Annotated in this window: 15 protein-coding genes and 2 pseudogenes; 6 read left to right on the top strand and 11 right to left on the bottom strand. The window is 57.1% G+C overall.

Annotated elements, in window-relative coordinates; translation table 11 throughout:
- Positions 1–161: 161 nt before the first annotated feature.
- The 3 genes from C482_RS12785 to C482_RS12775 form a co-directional block, all read right to left on the bottom strand.
- Positions 162–695, bottom strand: a complete 534-nt coding sequence (locus C482_RS12785) for an Rrf2 family transcriptional regulator (protein ID WP_006168046.1) — start codon at positions 693–695, stop codon at positions 162–164.
- 199 nt (positions 696–894) lie between these two features.
- Positions 895–1860 (bottom strand): ZIP family metal transporter, encoded by a 966-nt coding sequence (locus C482_RS12780; RefSeq protein ID WP_006168044.1) that lies wholly within the window; start codon positions 1858–1860, stop codon positions 895–897.
- A gap of 209 nt (positions 1861–2069) precedes the next feature.
- Positions 2070–2750: a metal-dependent transcriptional regulator gene (locus C482_RS12775; RefSeq protein WP_006168043.1), complete on the bottom strand. Its 681-nt coding sequence runs from the start codon at positions 2748–2750 to the stop codon at positions 2070–2072.
- 181 nt (positions 2751–2931) lie between these two features.
- Between C482_RS12775 and C482_RS12770 the strand changes: the two genes are divergently transcribed.
- Entirely contained in the window at positions 2932–4101 is a 1170-nt protein-coding gene (locus C482_RS12770; protein ID WP_006168041.1) for an NAD(P)/FAD-dependent oxidoreductase, read from the top strand.
- 335 nt (positions 4102–4436) lie between these two features.
- On the opposite strand, the gene C482_RS12765 is transcribed toward C482_RS12770, so the two are convergent.
- The 6 genes and pseudogenes from C482_RS12765 to C482_RS12750 all read right to left on the bottom strand — a co-directional run bounded on the left by C482_RS12765 (position 4437) and on the right by C482_RS12750 (position 8691).
- On the bottom strand, positions 4437–5003 hold the full coding sequence (locus tag C482_RS12765) for an acyltransferase (RefSeq protein WP_006168040.1): 567 nt from the start codon (positions 5001–5003) through the stop codon (positions 4437–4439).
- A 56-nt stretch (positions 5004–5059) separates the two neighbouring features.
- A complete protein-coding gene (locus C482_RS12760) occupies positions 5060–5899 on the bottom strand; it encodes an Nmad3 family putative nucleotide modification protein (RefSeq protein ID WP_006168039.1) in 840 nt (279 codons plus the stop codon).
- A gap of 305 nt (positions 5900–6204) precedes the next feature.
- Positions 6205–6351, bottom strand: a pseudogene (locus C482_RS22405) (HalOD1 output domain-containing protein); the annotation flags it as partial.
- 702 nt (positions 6352–7053) lie between these two features.
- Positions 7054–7122: pseudogene (locus tag C482_RS22860) on the bottom strand (VapC toxin family PIN domain ribonuclease); the annotation flags it as partial.
- Between the two features lie 21 nt (positions 7123–7143).
- Complete coding sequence (locus tag C482_RS21830) at positions 7144–7296, bottom strand: hypothetical protein (protein WP_006168037.1); 153 nt, start codon at positions 7294–7296, stop codon at positions 7144–7146.
- 306 nt (positions 7297–7602) lie between these two features.
- Positions 7603–8691, bottom strand: a complete 1089-nt coding sequence (locus C482_RS12750) for a tyrosine-type recombinase/integrase (protein ID WP_006168035.1) — start codon at positions 8689–8691, stop codon at positions 7603–7605.
- A gap of 645 nt (positions 8692–9336) precedes the next feature.
- Here C482_RS12750 and C482_RS12745 point away from each other — a divergent pair.
- Positions 9337–9597 (top strand): helix-turn-helix domain-containing protein, encoded by a 261-nt coding sequence (locus C482_RS12745; RefSeq protein ID WP_006168033.1) that lies wholly within the window; start codon positions 9337–9339, stop codon positions 9595–9597.
- Here the strand turns inward: C482_RS12745 and C482_RS12740 are convergent, their stop codons facing one another.
- Complete coding sequence (locus tag C482_RS12740) at positions 9598–10389, bottom strand: hypothetical protein (protein WP_006168031.1); 792 nt, start codon at positions 10387–10389, stop codon at positions 9598–9600.
- 303 nt (positions 10390–10692) lie between these two features.
- Here C482_RS12740 and C482_RS20475 point away from each other — a divergent pair, with 303 nt between their 5' ends.
- From C482_RS20475 to C482_RS21190, 3 genes are all read left to right on the top strand, one after another.
- Positions 10693–11172 (top strand): type IV pilin, encoded by a 480-nt coding sequence (locus tag C482_RS20475; protein ID WP_006168030.1) that lies wholly within the window; start codon positions 10693–10695, stop codon positions 11170–11172.
- Positions 11173–11245: 73 nt separating this feature from the next.
- Entirely contained in the window at positions 11246–11764 is a 519-nt protein-coding gene (locus tag C482_RS12730) for a type IV pilin (protein WP_006168028.1), read from the top strand.
- Between the two features lie 643 nt (positions 11765–12407).
- Positions 12408–13214: a hypothetical protein gene (locus C482_RS21190; RefSeq protein ID WP_152422005.1), complete on the top strand. Its 807-nt coding sequence runs from the start codon at positions 12408–12410 to the stop codon at positions 13212–13214.
- Positions 13215–13463: 249 nt separating this feature from the next.
- Here C482_RS21190 and C482_RS20470 read toward each other — a convergent pair whose 3' ends face one another.
- Complete coding sequence (locus C482_RS20470; protein WP_083858617.1) at positions 13464–13649, bottom strand: hypothetical protein; 186 nt, start codon at positions 13647–13649, stop codon at positions 13464–13466.
- A gap of 214 nt (positions 13650–13863) precedes the next feature.
- Here C482_RS20470 and C482_RS12725 point away from each other — a divergent pair, with 214 nt between their 5' ends.
- Positions 13864–14295: a hypothetical protein gene (locus C482_RS12725; RefSeq protein WP_004213756.1), complete on the top strand. Its 432-nt coding sequence runs from the start codon at positions 13864–13866 to the stop codon at positions 14293–14295.

Raw genomic sequence — 14295 nt, 5'->3', positions numbered from 1 at the left:
CAGCGCAGTTCACTTTGACATCCTCCCCGCCCTGAAGGGCTGTCTCCTTGACTCTCCGTAAATAGCGGCTCCTCGTCGGAAATCGTTCGTAATCAACTCAGTGGCACCGCTATCTGAAACGAGAAAACAGCAGATGAGAGAACAGATGCGACTGTGACCCCTCAGTGCTCGGGTTCTTCGGCCGGCGCAATCATATCCTCGATGCGCAGGATGAGGATATTGTTCGTATCGTCCTTGCCGTCGACGCGGCCGTCGATAACGAGCTTCGAAAGCGGCGTCGGACCGACGGTAACCTCGTCGTCCTCGTGAATCCCGCTGATCGCCCCCTGCATGTGGATCTCTGCACGGCAGAGTTCTGGATGATGGACACTCGAGAGGTCGATCTCTTCGACGATAACGTCGGTAACCGGTTCGCCCTCGTGCTCGAGTGGGACCGAAGCGGGGTCGTCCATCTGCTGGATCTCGAGAGCTTCGAAGGCGGCAGCGGTTGGCTTGTAGCCACCTTTCGGCCCGGGGACGCCCTCGACGAGCTGGAGGGCTTTGAGACTCTGCATCTGGTTGCGGATGGTGCCGGGATTGCGGTCTACCTGTTCGGCAATGTCTTCACCTTTGATGGCATCTTCGGACTCTTTGTGGAGATTTGTGAGCGCGCGAAGGATTTTCTTCTGACTGGGGGTCAGTTCGATTGATGACATACTGAATTATTCGTAATTGGATTCCTTAAACCCGACGGGTACGGTCGGGTAGTGGCAGTGTTTTGACGTGGGATCGAACGACAATGACGCAGCGTCGCAATGGGCCAGTGTCAGGAGTGACTACGGGCGGTGACGTGGTCGGGCGGACACCCAGTGAGGGAAGTAGAAGGCGTTACGCGAAGGACAGAACGAAACCGACTCAGACCGGAATCAGCCAGCCCTCGAGAAGCACGTCAACGAGAACGTCCTCGAGCAGGAACATGAGGGCGAACCCGATACAGAACGTCGCCGTGTTGGTTCGGGTAAGGATATCCTCAGCGTCGAATCGGATGAGGTCTGCGACCTCGATGAGCACCTGGAGAATCGCGCCGATCGCGATCGCGAAACAGAGGACAGCGAGAATGTTCGACTGGGCGAAGCTGCCAAGCCAGCCGCCGAGGATAACCGGACCGCCGGCGATGATGCCCATTGCAGCGAAGTGTCGCAGCGGCGGCGTCGCTCTGTCCCGGGCGACGGCAGCGACGACAGTCGGACCCTCCATCACGTTGTGCATAACGAACGCCAGCACGAGCAGCATGAGCAGCGTAGCGTCGCCCTGAATGTAGGCAACACCAATACCCAGCCCCTCGCCGATGCTGTGCAGTCCAAGTGCGAGTGCGACGAGATAGGCGATCTCGAGGCCGCTCTTCTCGCTTGCTGCTGCCTTGCGTTGACGCCACTCACTCGCGGCGTACATGATGGCGAACGTTCCGCCAACGCCGATAATTGCGGTTACTGCAGCGAGGGTCGACCCGCCGACGGCAACGCCAGCAAGCGTCGTGTCTGGGACCTCGACGCCGTAGTCAAAGATCAGGTCTTCGGCCATCTCGACCGCGATGAACGCGAGCACACCGCCGGCAAGCGCCAGGAAGGCGTGAAGATACCGTGGATCAAGGTCGCGGATGAAGGGAAACCAGAGCATTCCGATCGCGACCGGAATAATCCCCGCAATCGATCCGATGATCGCCAGCATCCAGAGGATCTCAAGTGTACTCGCTTCCTCGACGCCAGAGAGGTCACCAAACGGCGATGTGAGATACAGCAAGCCGAAAACCGCGATAAGAATGGCGACGGGACCGACGGCAAGAACCCATCGTGGGACCCGATCATAGATATCGTCACTCACGAGTGATCCCCCTCAGTACCACTGATTGAAATACCATTGATAGATGTTTAGATGCCCCTAAACTTGTAGTTTACCCACCGAATACTCAATTAGATACGGTCTAATCTACTGGCGAGACAGGTTCCTACTTGGGCCAGGGTAGCGGGTAAACAGCCAAGTAGCGGTGAGGAACGGGAAAAACGGCTCGCGGACGCGGTGTGGAACGGAGGCTAGGACTCGGCTTCGACCGGTGAGGTGACGCGAACGTGATGGGCAACACCCTCCGGAAGCGAAACATCGTCTTCGCTTGTACTTGAGCGCGCGGTTACCATACCAAAGGGTGCGACCTCAAGAATCTCGAGTTCGACACCCGGTTCGACACCGTGGTCTGCGAGGTACGAGAGGACCTCCGGATCACGGTCGGCAACCTCCTCGACCACGACGATGTCACCTTCCGAGAACTCAGTGACGGACTCGCCATTGGGTCGGTCCGGTGGTTCGAGGTCTGCACTCGGAATCGGCGACCCGTGGGGGTCGACTGTCGGCTGGCCGAGCGCGTCCGCAACGCGCTGTTCGAAATCCTCGCTGATGTGGTGTTCGAGGCGGTCCGCTTCGGCGTGGACCTCCGACCAGTCGTAATCGAGGTGCTCTGTGAGATACGCTTCGAGGAGTCGATGGTGACGGACGACCTCGAGTGCGACCGTTTCACCCTCATCGGTGAGCGTGACCCCGCGGTACTTTTCGCGGTCGACGAGCCCGCGGTCCTCTAGCTTCTCGAGCATGCTGGTGACTGTCGGCGACGTGACGTCGAGCGCTTCTGCGATTTCGGATGTTTTGATCCGTTCGTCGTGGTCGCGCTGAAGCTGATAGATCGCCTTGAGGTAGTCCTCCATCACGTCGCTCAGCATCATCTTATTCGGTTTTAGACCCGTCTAACCCTAAACCTGTCGACGTGCCAGTTGTGGTGTGAGTGTGTAGCGCTGTGGTGGTCACTTCGACCGGCAGCAACTGTCACCACTCGTGTGTGCCAGCATAACCCACACAGACACGAGTTCCAACACCTTTGTATCGTAGTGTTTCAGAGTGTGTCGTATGACTGAGAACGTCGTCGTGCTCGGTGCTGGATACGCCGGTACCGGTGCGATTGCCAAGTTGCAGTCGGAACTCGGTGGCAGCGCGCGACTAACCTGGATCGCTGACGTGGACTACCATCTCGTTCTCCACGAGGCCCACCGCGTCGTCCGTGACCCGGATGCTCGATCGGATATCACATTCCCAGTCGACCAGATTGCTGATCCGTCGACCCGGTTCATCCAGGACGATGTCGTCGGGCTTGATGTCGACGAACAGGTCGTCGAACTCGCCGAGGGCGACGATGTCGACTACGACTACGTACTTGTTGCACTGGGTAGCCAGACCGCCTACTACGGCATTCCCGGTCTCGAAGAGCACTCGCTCACCCTGAAAAGCCTCGACGACGCCATGGAAATCCACGACGAGGTTACGCAGGCCAGCCAGGACGCGACCCGCGGCGAGCCCGCGCAGGTCGTCGTCGGCGGTGCCGGTCTCTCCGGCATCCAGACCGCGGGCGAAATCGCTGAGTTCCGCGACAACCACCGCGCCCCGATCGAGATTCACCTCGTCGAAGCGCTCGACGAGATTTTCCCTGGGAACGACCCCGAAATCCAGCAGGCACTGCGCGACCTCCTCGAGGACGCCGGCGTCCGCATCCACACGGACGATCCGATCACGGAGGCCAAAGACGACGTCATCGAGTTCGACGAGGGCGAACCACTCGAACACGACGTCCTCATCTGGACCGGCGGCATCACGGGCCGCGATGCACTCGACGACGCCGAACTTGAGAAAGAACACAACCGCGTCAACGTGGAGGCAAACTTCCAGACCACCGAAGAGAACGTGTTCTCGATCGGCGACTCGGCGCTGATCGACCAAGGTGACCGCCCTGCACCGCCAACGGCTCAGGCCGCCTGGCAGGCGGCAGAGGTTGTCGGTGAAAACATTTCGCGTGCGATCGAGAACCGCCCGCTCAAGACCTGGGAGTACGAGGACAAAGGAACCGTCGTCTCCGTCGGTGACAAGGCTGTCGCCCACGAGGTCAAACCGGCCTTTGGCGTCTCGCTGCCCGTCGGCACTTTCGGCGGCTTCCCCGCGAAGAACCTGAAGAAGATGATCGCTGCCAAGTGGATCGCCAGTGTTACCTCCTGGAACGAAGCCCGCAAGTCCTGGTCCTCGCTGTAGACGAGCAGGAATGCGGAGATGGATACGGACACGATAGTCTGAATCGGAATACAGATTCGAACTCGAACTCGAACTCGAACTTGAGCACGGATCGACCTCGAACCCGAGCTCGATTTCGAATCAGAACCAGCCCAGAACCGAGCACGAACTCGACGTGTCTTTTTACGTCTGACTCACTGGACGAGAGCGGTATCTCTGCCATTCGGTTCGTTCTCCCCTTCTGGTAGACCCACTTCAGTACACGACGGCAAGACATGCACTGACACGCTCTCGTACACTAACCCGCCCTGCCCTCACAGCCTCGTACACTAACCCGTCCACACACAAACTCGCCCTTACTCCGATTCATCAGCCTCGTCGTCACCTGTCGGCTGGGCACTCGAGTGCCCTCCCATTGGCCGTGCAGGTACACCCGCGACGGTGGTCCCCGGGGGGACATCCTTGGTCACCAGCGAGTTCGCCGCGATGCTCGCGTCGGCACCGATTTCGACACCGGGCAGAACGATCGCGCCCGCCCCGATCATCGCCCGTTCACCGACGACGACCTCTCCTGTCCGGTACTCATCTTGCAGGAATTCGTGACACAGCAACGTCGCATCGTAGCCGACGATCGCGTGGTCCTCGAGTGTGATCAGTTCCGGCCAGAACGTATCCGGCGTCGCCTCGAGCCCCCAGGAGACGCCGGAGCCGACGGTGACACCGATCCGACGGAGACACCACCGACGAAGCCGGAGACTCGGCGAGATGCGAGCCAGCCAGACGAAAATGTAGTTAATCGCGACGCGGAGCGGATGTTTCGCCGACGTCCAGTGCGCAAGCGAGTTCCGTGTGCCCGGTGTCGGGTGGCGTCGAATGCGGTCGTGGCGGGATGGTCCCGAGCTGTCGGCATTATCTGCGGTCACTTGCGTGGTCTTCGGTCGATCGCTACAAGAAACTGACCGATTCTTTCAGTGGTCGTTCACGTATCGGTAGACAGCGTCTGTGATCGGTCAACCATACCATCTTCCGCCGTCCGTTCACTGAGTGGACCAACCAGTTGGCGAAACTCCTCGCCCGAGCACGCACACCGGTAGGCCGGTTTGTACATCATGTTTGTCCCGCCCTCGACGACCGCCAACTCGTCTGCAACCTCCTCACGAAGGTAGTACTGTGCGCGCTCGTTCCCCGGTTTGACCACGTACTCGCTGAGTCTGATCGGGTGCCGATCGAACAGTCCACCCGGTTCCCGACCGTCGAGAAAGACGACTGACTTCTCCGACAGATAGAGCCCGTCGTCTCGAGCACGTTTCGCGTGGGCGTTCTCCGAATGCGCTGCGAGGATTTCAGCACGCTCTGTTGCAGGCGTATCAGGCGTTACGACATCGACCCGGTCGACCGTGAAGTACCCGAGGAGATACCGGTGCGCGCGGTCACCGTCCGGCCGACGGAGCCCAGCGTAGAAGCCGACAACGTCACCCGACTCGAGTGCACTGAGTCGCGACAGGTACCCGCTGGTTCGGTGTTCACCATACGTCAGCGCCTCGAAATTTGGGTCGTGATGGAACGGCCAGTTCTCGAGCGCGTCACCGGAGACGGTTTCGACGCCGCCGCGGACTGGCTGGGGTTCGATTCGGGATGTGAGATCGGCAGCGGTGCGGTCGTCGTGTTGCAGCGTCCACGAGCCGAGCGTTTCGGCCTCCGTGGTCTCGCGCGTTTTCTCCGGAATCGGGACGTACTCGAAGTGGCCGTCGTCGTACAGGGGAGCAAGCCTTCCAAGATTCGTGCTGTCGGCACCGACGCCGGCGAGGACGACTGTCATCGGTTCGTTCGAGTGGTTCGAGGGCGGCGGGTTAAACCACTCGGTACCTGGTCAACCGCTGAGCGGCCAAGTCTTTTCGTCTTCACTCACGTGCAACGAGTATGGCGTCCAGAGCCCCCATCGAATGCCCACTCTGCCGAGAGACACCAGCAGAGGCACGACTCGAGGAACATCTTGTTGATTCCCACACGAAACGAAAGCTCGCGCGGTTCGTGGTTTCGGAGACGACAGCGAGGAACGAAGGCGATATTTCGGAGTAGCCACAGGTGAAACGTCGCGCCCTCAGGCACTGTCTCGACTGAAACCGTCCCGACTGCATCGACGGTAACACGATACCCGTAGTAGGTAACTGTCACCTGACCAGCCGTGCGGTCGTGCGTTGCAGTCGATGTAAAGAGGATGCAGACGGCTGCCGGTTCGATGGCGTTATACAACGGTGGGGGTTCAGTCACATCACGCTTCCGTTATCACGGTGGTCGTCGACTGGCCTGTCCCCAAACACCACACTGCTCCCGAACGCCACAAAGCAGTCATCTCGAGTACCACCGAGTATCGATCTCAGGGACAAACATCCGGTTTCTGTGAAGGTGAGAGCAATCCCAATACACTGGGACCCACCCCCATCACATAGACGGAACTACCACGACTGCTGGATGAGCGCACGATGTCCAGCGTGTGATAACGAATCAGGAGAACAACTCGGGAAGTGCGTCGCTGAAGAGACATCATCGCCGATTTTGGGTGACCGAGCTGCGGTCACGAGTGGTTGGCTACACTGTGGTCAGTTCGAGATTGCGTAGGAGCCCTTGTTCAGATACTGACTCGCGTGCGCATGACTGCCTGATAGTCGAGTACGCCGACCACAGATCTGCATACGAACCTCCACCGTAGGTGCGCGGGGTCGCGCTTGTCGATCACTGGCTCGTCCCAGTCCATAGGTCCAGGTCACACAAGACTGGCAGAATTCTTGCCGTTGTCACTCTCAGATTTGATAATGCAAGACAGCGTCGGTTCGAACTCGAGCGCAACTCGTGGCACGACGGCTGGTACTGTTTCGTCGTCTACCAACCACATGGGCGATCGGGGCTGACGATCTTCCAGGACAAGATGATTCGTTCGTGCGGTTGTTTTGCACCGTGCTCTCGGAGTTCGCCATCGAACTCGTTGAGTGCACGGACAGCAGTATCGGACCGTTCGGTATCCTTTGTGACAGCGGCCACAATGACGTTTGTATCGAGAGAGCTTCATAGCCGCTCGCGAACGTCACGGACCTCTTCGACAGCGTCCACTTCGACATCGACGGCTAACTCGTTGAGGGCGTCTCCCAGCGGAACCTCTTCGTTGTCCTCTGGATCACCGACCATGAACTCGGCAAAGTCGTCAGTTGTGAGGCCCATGCTCCATGATTCCACTGCTGGTTGCAAAATGTTGCTGGTGATCCAAACAAAGAGTGTGTTGGCATTCCAAACACCGACTGGAAACTGCGGCCGATTCAGCGTCAACGACGACCCCGGTGCGACCGTCACGCCGACCACCTCCCGTTGTGCTGTCGGACATGTGGTAATATTCCGAAAGTGAGAATTAGATTTTCGGACGCCTCGGGGTACGAGCCGCTACAAGTTGAACACTTAGATAATTTCGAGTGGGACCGCCGAGCTCAACAAGCCGTCTGTTACGCGGGTTACTGTCGTGGGTTGTCTGAATCATGCTGAATCCTCCGTAAGGAACTCGCGACGGGATTGCATCCGTCGGATCGGATCAGGGTGGTCGTAGTGCGCCCTGATCACCTCAGGGGTAGCGTTCACTCGCTCTGCAACGACTTCCGGTGGCCAGCCCTCGTCACGCATGTGCGTGATCGAACCCGAACGGATCGGGTGGGGCGACCGACTCGAGGGACACCGCGCCTCAAGCGTGTGCTCCAGGGCTTCGCAGGTCGTCGTATCACGGTTGTGCGGACACGAACCCCAGCGGCAGGGCTGGGTCAGGATGTAGATCTCCCGCCGAATGCTCGACTTCGAAACGCGGGCGTGTTTCCCCTTCTCGGTCGTCAGTAGCGGCCGGCGTTCGTCCGAGTCCGTTCGCTCGACGCGATTCACGTCGATGTACTCCCGAACGCGGTCAGCAACGTCCTGTGAGAGTGCGACCGGGCGCTCGCCCTCGCGTTTGTTCTTCAGTGGCGTCTCTGACCGGTGACGGAAGTAGACGAACGGGAGATCGACCGCCTCGAGTGCGGCCTGATCAATGTCGTCTTGGTGGCGCAGTCGCTTCAGGTCGGACTCCTCGAAGAAGCAGTCACGGAGATCGAGCGCGCGAAGCCCACCGAGTCGACAGCCGGTGTGCCACAGCAGTTCGAACATTACCTGCCGGCGCGATGCTCGCGCATATCGGTTCAGATTCCCTCGAATCGTCTCGGCACGGTCGGCGGAGAGGAGTTCGTCGTTGACGCGGTCAGCCAGGTCAACCGACGGGACCTCGACCTTTGCTGGCAATCCCTGAGGAACCGCGTCGATCCGCTCGCAGAACTGGATGAACTGCTTGAGCGTCCCCAGCTGGTTGTTCAGCGTCGACACCTTCAGCCCATCAGCGCGCCGATCCGAGTCGAACCGGAACACGTCGCGACTGGTAAGGTTGTTCAGGTTGTCGATGCCCTCTTTCTCACACCACTCGAGGAACGGCTTCAGTCGGTACCGGTAGCTCTTCAGCGTTTCATCGGCCCGCGTGGACTGCAGGCGATCGAGCCACATGTCGACCGCCTCGCGCGGCGTGATCGGCTCGAGTTCGCCGACGCTCATCGATGCACCTCGGGTGCACAGCTGCAGCGGTGATCTGAAAATGCGATACGCTTACCGTGGTTGCGCGTTTGGTTTGTCATGGTCTCACGTCTGTGGGACCGCGGACTCACCGTGCGCGCCGTTAGTTGGTACCTGGGGGCGCGCACGGTCGCTGTCCGTCGGTAGATTTGATCGAAAGGACCACTGATACTTAGCCGTTGCAGGGCCGTTTCCGATTCTTCCGATAAATCAGGGTTTCGTGAAATTCGCCACTTCTGAAGCCTCTCGCGTGCGCCTGTCGATTTCCGATACTTTCCGATTCCGTTTCCGATAGTCGTTCGGAGCCGGATTGACCGGGCCGTGGGCTGTGGGCCGGAGTCTAATCGATATTGTCGATCGGGGGCTTTATCCCCCGTTGCGTCGAGCGATTGCATGCTTCCGTACCTCGGATACGGAGGCCAGGCGGACCGGTGCTACTACACCGGGTCCGCGTTTCTGACGAGGACCCGACCGAGTAGCGGCGGGTCCGTCTGACTTCCGTTGCTCCGATCCAGACACGGAGGGGACTTAACTCTAACCCACTAATCCGTGTTCTATTGAACACCGAATATTGTTTAGTAGAACAGGTTTCGGTATCTGTTAAATGCAACAAGACGACAAGCGGGTATGCGCCCGCGGGTTGACTGGATGAACCAAACCGACAACCGGATTCTCGAATTGCTCGATGAATCCGAGTTAGTACTCTCTCCCGCGGTTACGGCGATCAATCTGGACTATTCACGAAATTGGGTTTCCCGACGGATGAGCAAGCTTGAGAAGGCACATCTCATCGAGAAGGTGGACGGAAGCTACTACCAGATTACCGACCGCGGCCGAGCATATATGAACGGAGACCTCGAGGCCGACGAACTCGAGCCGGAACCGTAGTTACCGAACGGTGCCGAGCGAACGAGCGGCTTCAGCGGAGATCGTAATCGATTCTGCGTTTCGTTTGACGCCACCACCTGCAATATCGTTGATGAGCGCTGCCAGCCCAGAGAGGTAGGAATCGTTGCGCTCTTCGGTGATCGTCAGGGTGTCCTTCCCTTCGTGATAGACGGCCCGGTTTTCGAGATACGCGTAGACGAACGTCTCTCGGACCTCTTCGGAACCGGCCACGAGATAGCTCGGGAGTGAGAGTTGCTGGCTGGTTTTTGGGCCGACAGGTGCGCCGAGCACAGCGAGTACGCGCCCAAGAACGGTACCGTCCTCAGCAGGACGGACTTCGTCAGCCCGTCCGTCGCGATCGTCGACCACCTGGTAGTCGACGCCGACCAGCTCGAGCGCGTCGATCACGTGAGAGTCCTCGCCGTGGTGGTTCAATGCGAACGACGGCTGGTAGTGCTGCTCCGCAATCGAACCGCCCGAAAAGATGTTTGCAACCAGTGCGTTCAACCCAGCGAACACATCGTCACTGGGAGTGCACTCGAGCCACCCATACTCGCGTGCGGTATCGATCCCACGGACCACGTCCGGTGCACCACCGTCGTCGATCCACGTACGGAGACGACCGCGGGGTAGATCTAGTGCCGACGCCGTAGCACCCGAGCCAGCGTCGTGTGTGTTCGCGTAACGGGTCGCTTCGCGGTACTGCTCGACCGCTTCCCACGCGTTCTCGTAGACCCCGCCGTCGTAGGTGCGCGCGAGGTCGCGGCCGGTCACGAACACAGTCTTAGTCATGTGCAGTCCGTGGAACTGAACTGGCTTTGGTATTGTCGTTTGCTCGTCGAATTACTAAATCGCAAGACTGAGTCGGTTCAAGGGGGTGCTGTAGGGTTTCTGCGGGCCACTGATTATCAGATCTGAAACCGTTATCTGTTGAGCGTCAGTGGGGTTTAAGGTATGGTAATTTCGTGAGACTATCAGCACCAAATTACAGTGAGGAAGGTTGCACGGTGGGTCGGTGTGGAGCCCCCATCCGTACGCGACTGGCTACCATGCCATCGCGTATAACCTTTCTGCTGATTCAGGTGTGGTTAAACAATGATGGACGGAAAAACAATCCGCAACAGATTGGTCGGATCGGAAGATGAGCGCGCTGTATCGCCTGTTATCGGGGTTATCTTGATGGTGGCAATTACTGTCATTCTGGCAGCCGTAATTGCTGCATTCGTGCTGGACATGGGTGACATGGGTGAAAACGCCCAAGCTGGTGTTAGCGTCGAGGGAGACGGTACCGATGCTGTCACTATCTCAGTAGCTAGCATGGATAACGCCGACGGGGTTATTTTCATCAACTCTGAAGAAGGTCAGTACGTGAGGGAAGACAACGAAGATCTGATCGATCTGGACGGCACAGAGACCGCGATGGAACTCGACACTGTTGGGGAACAAGTCACCATTGAGCACGATAGCACCAACTTCGACCACGCAGGAGATTACACTGCCATCGCCTATATCGGTGAGAATCCCGAAAACATTGAAGAACAGACTGGAATCCGAGACTTCGAGCTGACGGACTAACGGGATCAAACCCAATTGGCATATATCATGAATGTACAAAACACAGATAAAAGACAAACACAATAAATAATACATGGACGGAAAAACAATCCGCAACAAATTGGTCGGATCGGACAATGAGCGTGCAGTTTCCCCTGTCATCGGAGTTATACTCATGGTGGCGATTACTGTCATTCTCGCGGCCGTGATTGCTGCATTCGTGCTGGATATGGGTGACATGGGCGAAAACGCTCAAGCTGCCATAGATATTGAGGGAGATGGGACGAACGAAGTGACACTATCGGCCACTAACTTGCAGAACGCCGATGGAATCATCTTGCTGCACAGTGAAACCGGTGAGTACGTCGTCGAAGACGGCTCGACGGACAACGAGTTCTACACCGATGGAGACAGTGAACCCGGTGCCGTTGATAGTGATGGTGCTCATCTAGACACTGTCGGTCAAACGATGACCCTTGGCGACGAAGCAGACATCGGTACAGGCAGTGAGGAACTGCCTGAGGGAGACTACGCTGTGATCGCATATATCGGAAACGACCCTGGTAACATCGAAGAACAGAACGAGGTCCAGAACTTCGAGATCGAGAACTAGCGCACCCCCTAATTTTGCGATTTTTGCGTAACTTCTTGACTCCGTACTTTATATATTGAATCAGCTCTTGCTTCGGGCGATCACAGCCGCTCCCGAGAGAATTACCTCCGAGCGGCCACGTGCATCAGCAACCGCCACGAGTGTGTCCCGAACCAGCAAACACGAGTTCTGGGTTCTCTCAGCAGCTGTCACCGAGTACAACACATCGCACCGCGAGTCGTAACACGTCCACAGTCGCGCCGTCGAACAGTGCCACGGCCTCGACAGTATCGTTGAGACGCAACTCCGCTACAGACAGCGCACACGCGCGAAGAATCAGTGGGACGCTGAACGTGAGTGGGAAGTATATCTCCCTTGCTACCACGGACGGTGCTCGCCAGATATAATCTCGCGCAGCCAGATCCGAAGGATTTGTGGATGGCATAGAACGGGAGTCCACACGAAAGCCCTACCCCCAACGAGCGAAATAGAGTAGTTTACTGAAGATGTGCTGTCTTTTCACTACTTATACATTGTTATGGTAATCTGAAAATAGTCCGTTCAAACAGTGTATGAGCTAGCATAGATAATCAGCGAATAGTTTTTATTTGGGTTTTGTTTTAGCCCATAATTTTATAACACTCCTCTGAATAGGTGATGTCGTATGCCTATGGATAATGGGTATGACCGGAGGAAAGTTCTGAAAACAATTACCACTGGCTCCATAGCTGGAGTTGCGCTTACCGGCATGGCATCTGCAGATGATACGGAGGACCGCTCCGAATCAGAAGCGTATGCCGAAGCAACTGTCACTAGCGACGACATTGGTGGTGACGCCAGTATCACAACTGAGGATCCACACAGTGGACCCGGAATCCTAACCGGCGGTGGAATGGAGCCAACCGATACGGTTGACCACGTTGCGACGTTCAGTTCCACACTCGATCTTGAAAGTTCAGCGGGTGTTGATTATGGGTACGCACAGGGGCACGCCACTATGTATCGAGCCCATGAACAGGTTAGTGATGAATACGTGTACTTCATCTGGCACCATATGACTGGCTACCCTGATGATGGGTATTTCTACAAAGTCAGACTCAGAGAGATGGAAGTGAGCATTGACGTGGTTGACGACGATGTGACACTGGTGTCATATGATCCGACTAGTTCTCAATTACAGCGCGAGCGAGAATACGACCTTTCAGCAGATGTCACACTTCCAAGTGGTGCAGGTGCTGGTCTGTCAGGTTCCAATTATGTCCATCAAGGAACTGTTCACCCAGTAAACCAATCCACTGGTCAAAGTGGAAGCTTTGGTGTTGAATATGAAAACGATAATACATCTGAAACCTCGTTCTCAATGAACGGTATTTCCGAATACCGTTCAGAGGAGAAATTTACGGATGATACCCCCTGGAGAGGTGATTACTTTAGCGTAACGCTATACGCTTCTGCGGACGGACACGGATAACTCAAGTCGATAACCTCCTGCAGTTTTATTTTGGTTCGAGATAAGTAAAAGTGGTCTTTAGAGATAGGCTATTCAGTAATTCGCTCCGATCAATCACGGCCGCACCCAAGACAATCACTTCCGAGTGGCCACGTGCGTCGACGGCCGCTGTGAGCGTGCCCCGACCAACTAACACGAGCGTTGGGTTCCGTCGAGAGGTCACACTACGGTCCCGCCCTTAGCGTACACAGTTCAACCGCACAGGCATCGCTATGAAGATGTATTGTCAAGTAATTCAATCTTCCATTCTCCTTCTTCTAAATGACGAATATGAACGTAATGCTCGTCACGAAGTTCTCCGTTCTCATCAAGCACCCCATCAATTCGGAGGTCGTCTTTTGGTAGTGTAACGCCGAGCGAGTTCTGATCTAACTGACGAAGTTTGTTCAGCGCCATACGCCTGGCGGCAACCCGCCTTGGTATAAAGGTTGGTGACTATCGGTTTGACCAAGGTTTCACCAAGGTCATGCCACGGTTTTGCGGAGTTTTTCGAGGAAGCGGGTTTGATCCGCGGAGGTATGGCACTTAGCCTACCCCAGAAGTACGTTCCCAACTCAATTCGACGGGAAGACGGTATCGACCTCACAGACAGCATTCTCNCCGCGGAGGTATGGCACTTAGCCTACCCCAGAAGTACGTTCCCAACTCAATTCGACGGGAAGACGGTATCGACCTCACAGACAGCATTCTCGCACCGATCTTCGTCCTGGCGTCGTTCTCGATCGGCGCGGTCGGGACGCTCGAGTTCAGCGAGCCGCTGAACTTCGCGCTGACGGACGCACTCTATGCGGCCCACGGGACGGAGATCACGTACGCGTTCATCATCTCCGTCGGTGTGCTCGTGATCGGCTGGCTGACCAACGAGACCACGCCGGAGGACTACACCGACGTTGAGACCGTCGTGATGCTCCTGGCGGTGATTCTAAACGTGCTCGGGGCACTCGTGCCGGCCGTCTCGCACACGCTGGAGACGATGTGGTACGTCGGCTGGTTCACGGTGTTCCTCAACGGTGCCGCGTTCTACCTGATCGCCTACAAGTAA

The sequence above is a fragment of the Natrialba chahannaoensis JCM 10990 genome (assembly GCF_000337135.1).
Taxonomy (GTDB): domain Archaea; phylum Halobacteriota; class Halobacteria; order Halobacteriales; family Natrialbaceae; genus Natrialba; species Natrialba chahannaoensis.
This window is presented reverse-complemented; position numbering and strand designations above follow the sequence as displayed.

What these genes read in the sequence shown, in the direction of transcription:
- C482_RS12745 (WP_006168033.1), top strand. Translation starts at nt 9,337, where the DNA reads ATGCGCCCGCGGGTTGACTGGATGAACCAAACCGACAACCGGATTCTC.
- C482_RS20475 (WP_006168030.1), top strand. Translation starts at nt 10,693, where the DNA reads ATGATGGACGGAAAAACAATCCGCAACAGATTGGTCGGATCGGAAGAT.
- C482_RS12750 (WP_006168035.1), bottom strand. Translation starts at nt 8,691, where the DNA reads ATGAGCGTCGGCGAACTCGAGCCGATCACGCCGCGCGAGGCGGTCGAC.
- C482_RS12785 (WP_006168046.1), bottom strand. Translation starts at nt 695, where the DNA reads ATGTCATCAATCGAACTGACCCCCAGTCAGAAGAAAATCCTTCGCGCG.
- C482_RS21190 (WP_152422005.1), top strand. Translation starts at nt 12,408, where the DNA reads ATGCCTATGGATAATGGGTATGACCGGAGGAAAGTTCTGAAAACAATT.
- C482_RS12760 (WP_006168039.1), bottom strand. Translation starts at nt 5,899, where the DNA reads ATGACAGTCGTCCTCGCCGGCGTCGGTGCCGACAGCACGAATCTTGGA.
- C482_RS12775 (WP_006168043.1), bottom strand. Translation starts at nt 2,750, where the DNA reads ATGATGCTGAGCGACGTGATGGAGGACTACCTCAAGGCGATCTATCAG.
- C482_RS12730 (WP_006168028.1), top strand. Translation starts at nt 11,246, where the DNA reads ATGGACGGAAAAACAATCCGCAACAAATTGGTCGGATCGGACAATGAG.
- C482_RS20470 (WP_083858617.1), bottom strand. Translation starts at nt 13,649, where the DNA reads ATGGCGCTGAACAAACTTCGTCAGTTAGATCAGAACTCGCTCGGCGTT.
- C482_RS12740 (WP_006168031.1), bottom strand. Translation starts at nt 10,389, where the DNA reads ATGACTAAGACTGTGTTCGTGACCGGCCGCGACCTCGCGCGCACCTAC.
- C482_RS12725 (WP_004213756.1), top strand. Translation starts at nt 13,864, where the DNA reads ATGGCACTTAGCCTACCCCAGAAGTACGTTCCCAACTCAATTCGACGG.
- C482_RS21830 (WP_006168037.1), bottom strand. Translation starts at nt 7,296, where the DNA reads ATGGGCCTCACAACTGACGACTTTGCCGAGTTCATGGTCGGTGATCCA.
- C482_RS12770 (WP_006168041.1), top strand. Translation starts at nt 2,932, where the DNA reads ATGACTGAGAACGTCGTCGTGCTCGGTGCTGGATACGCCGGTACCGGT.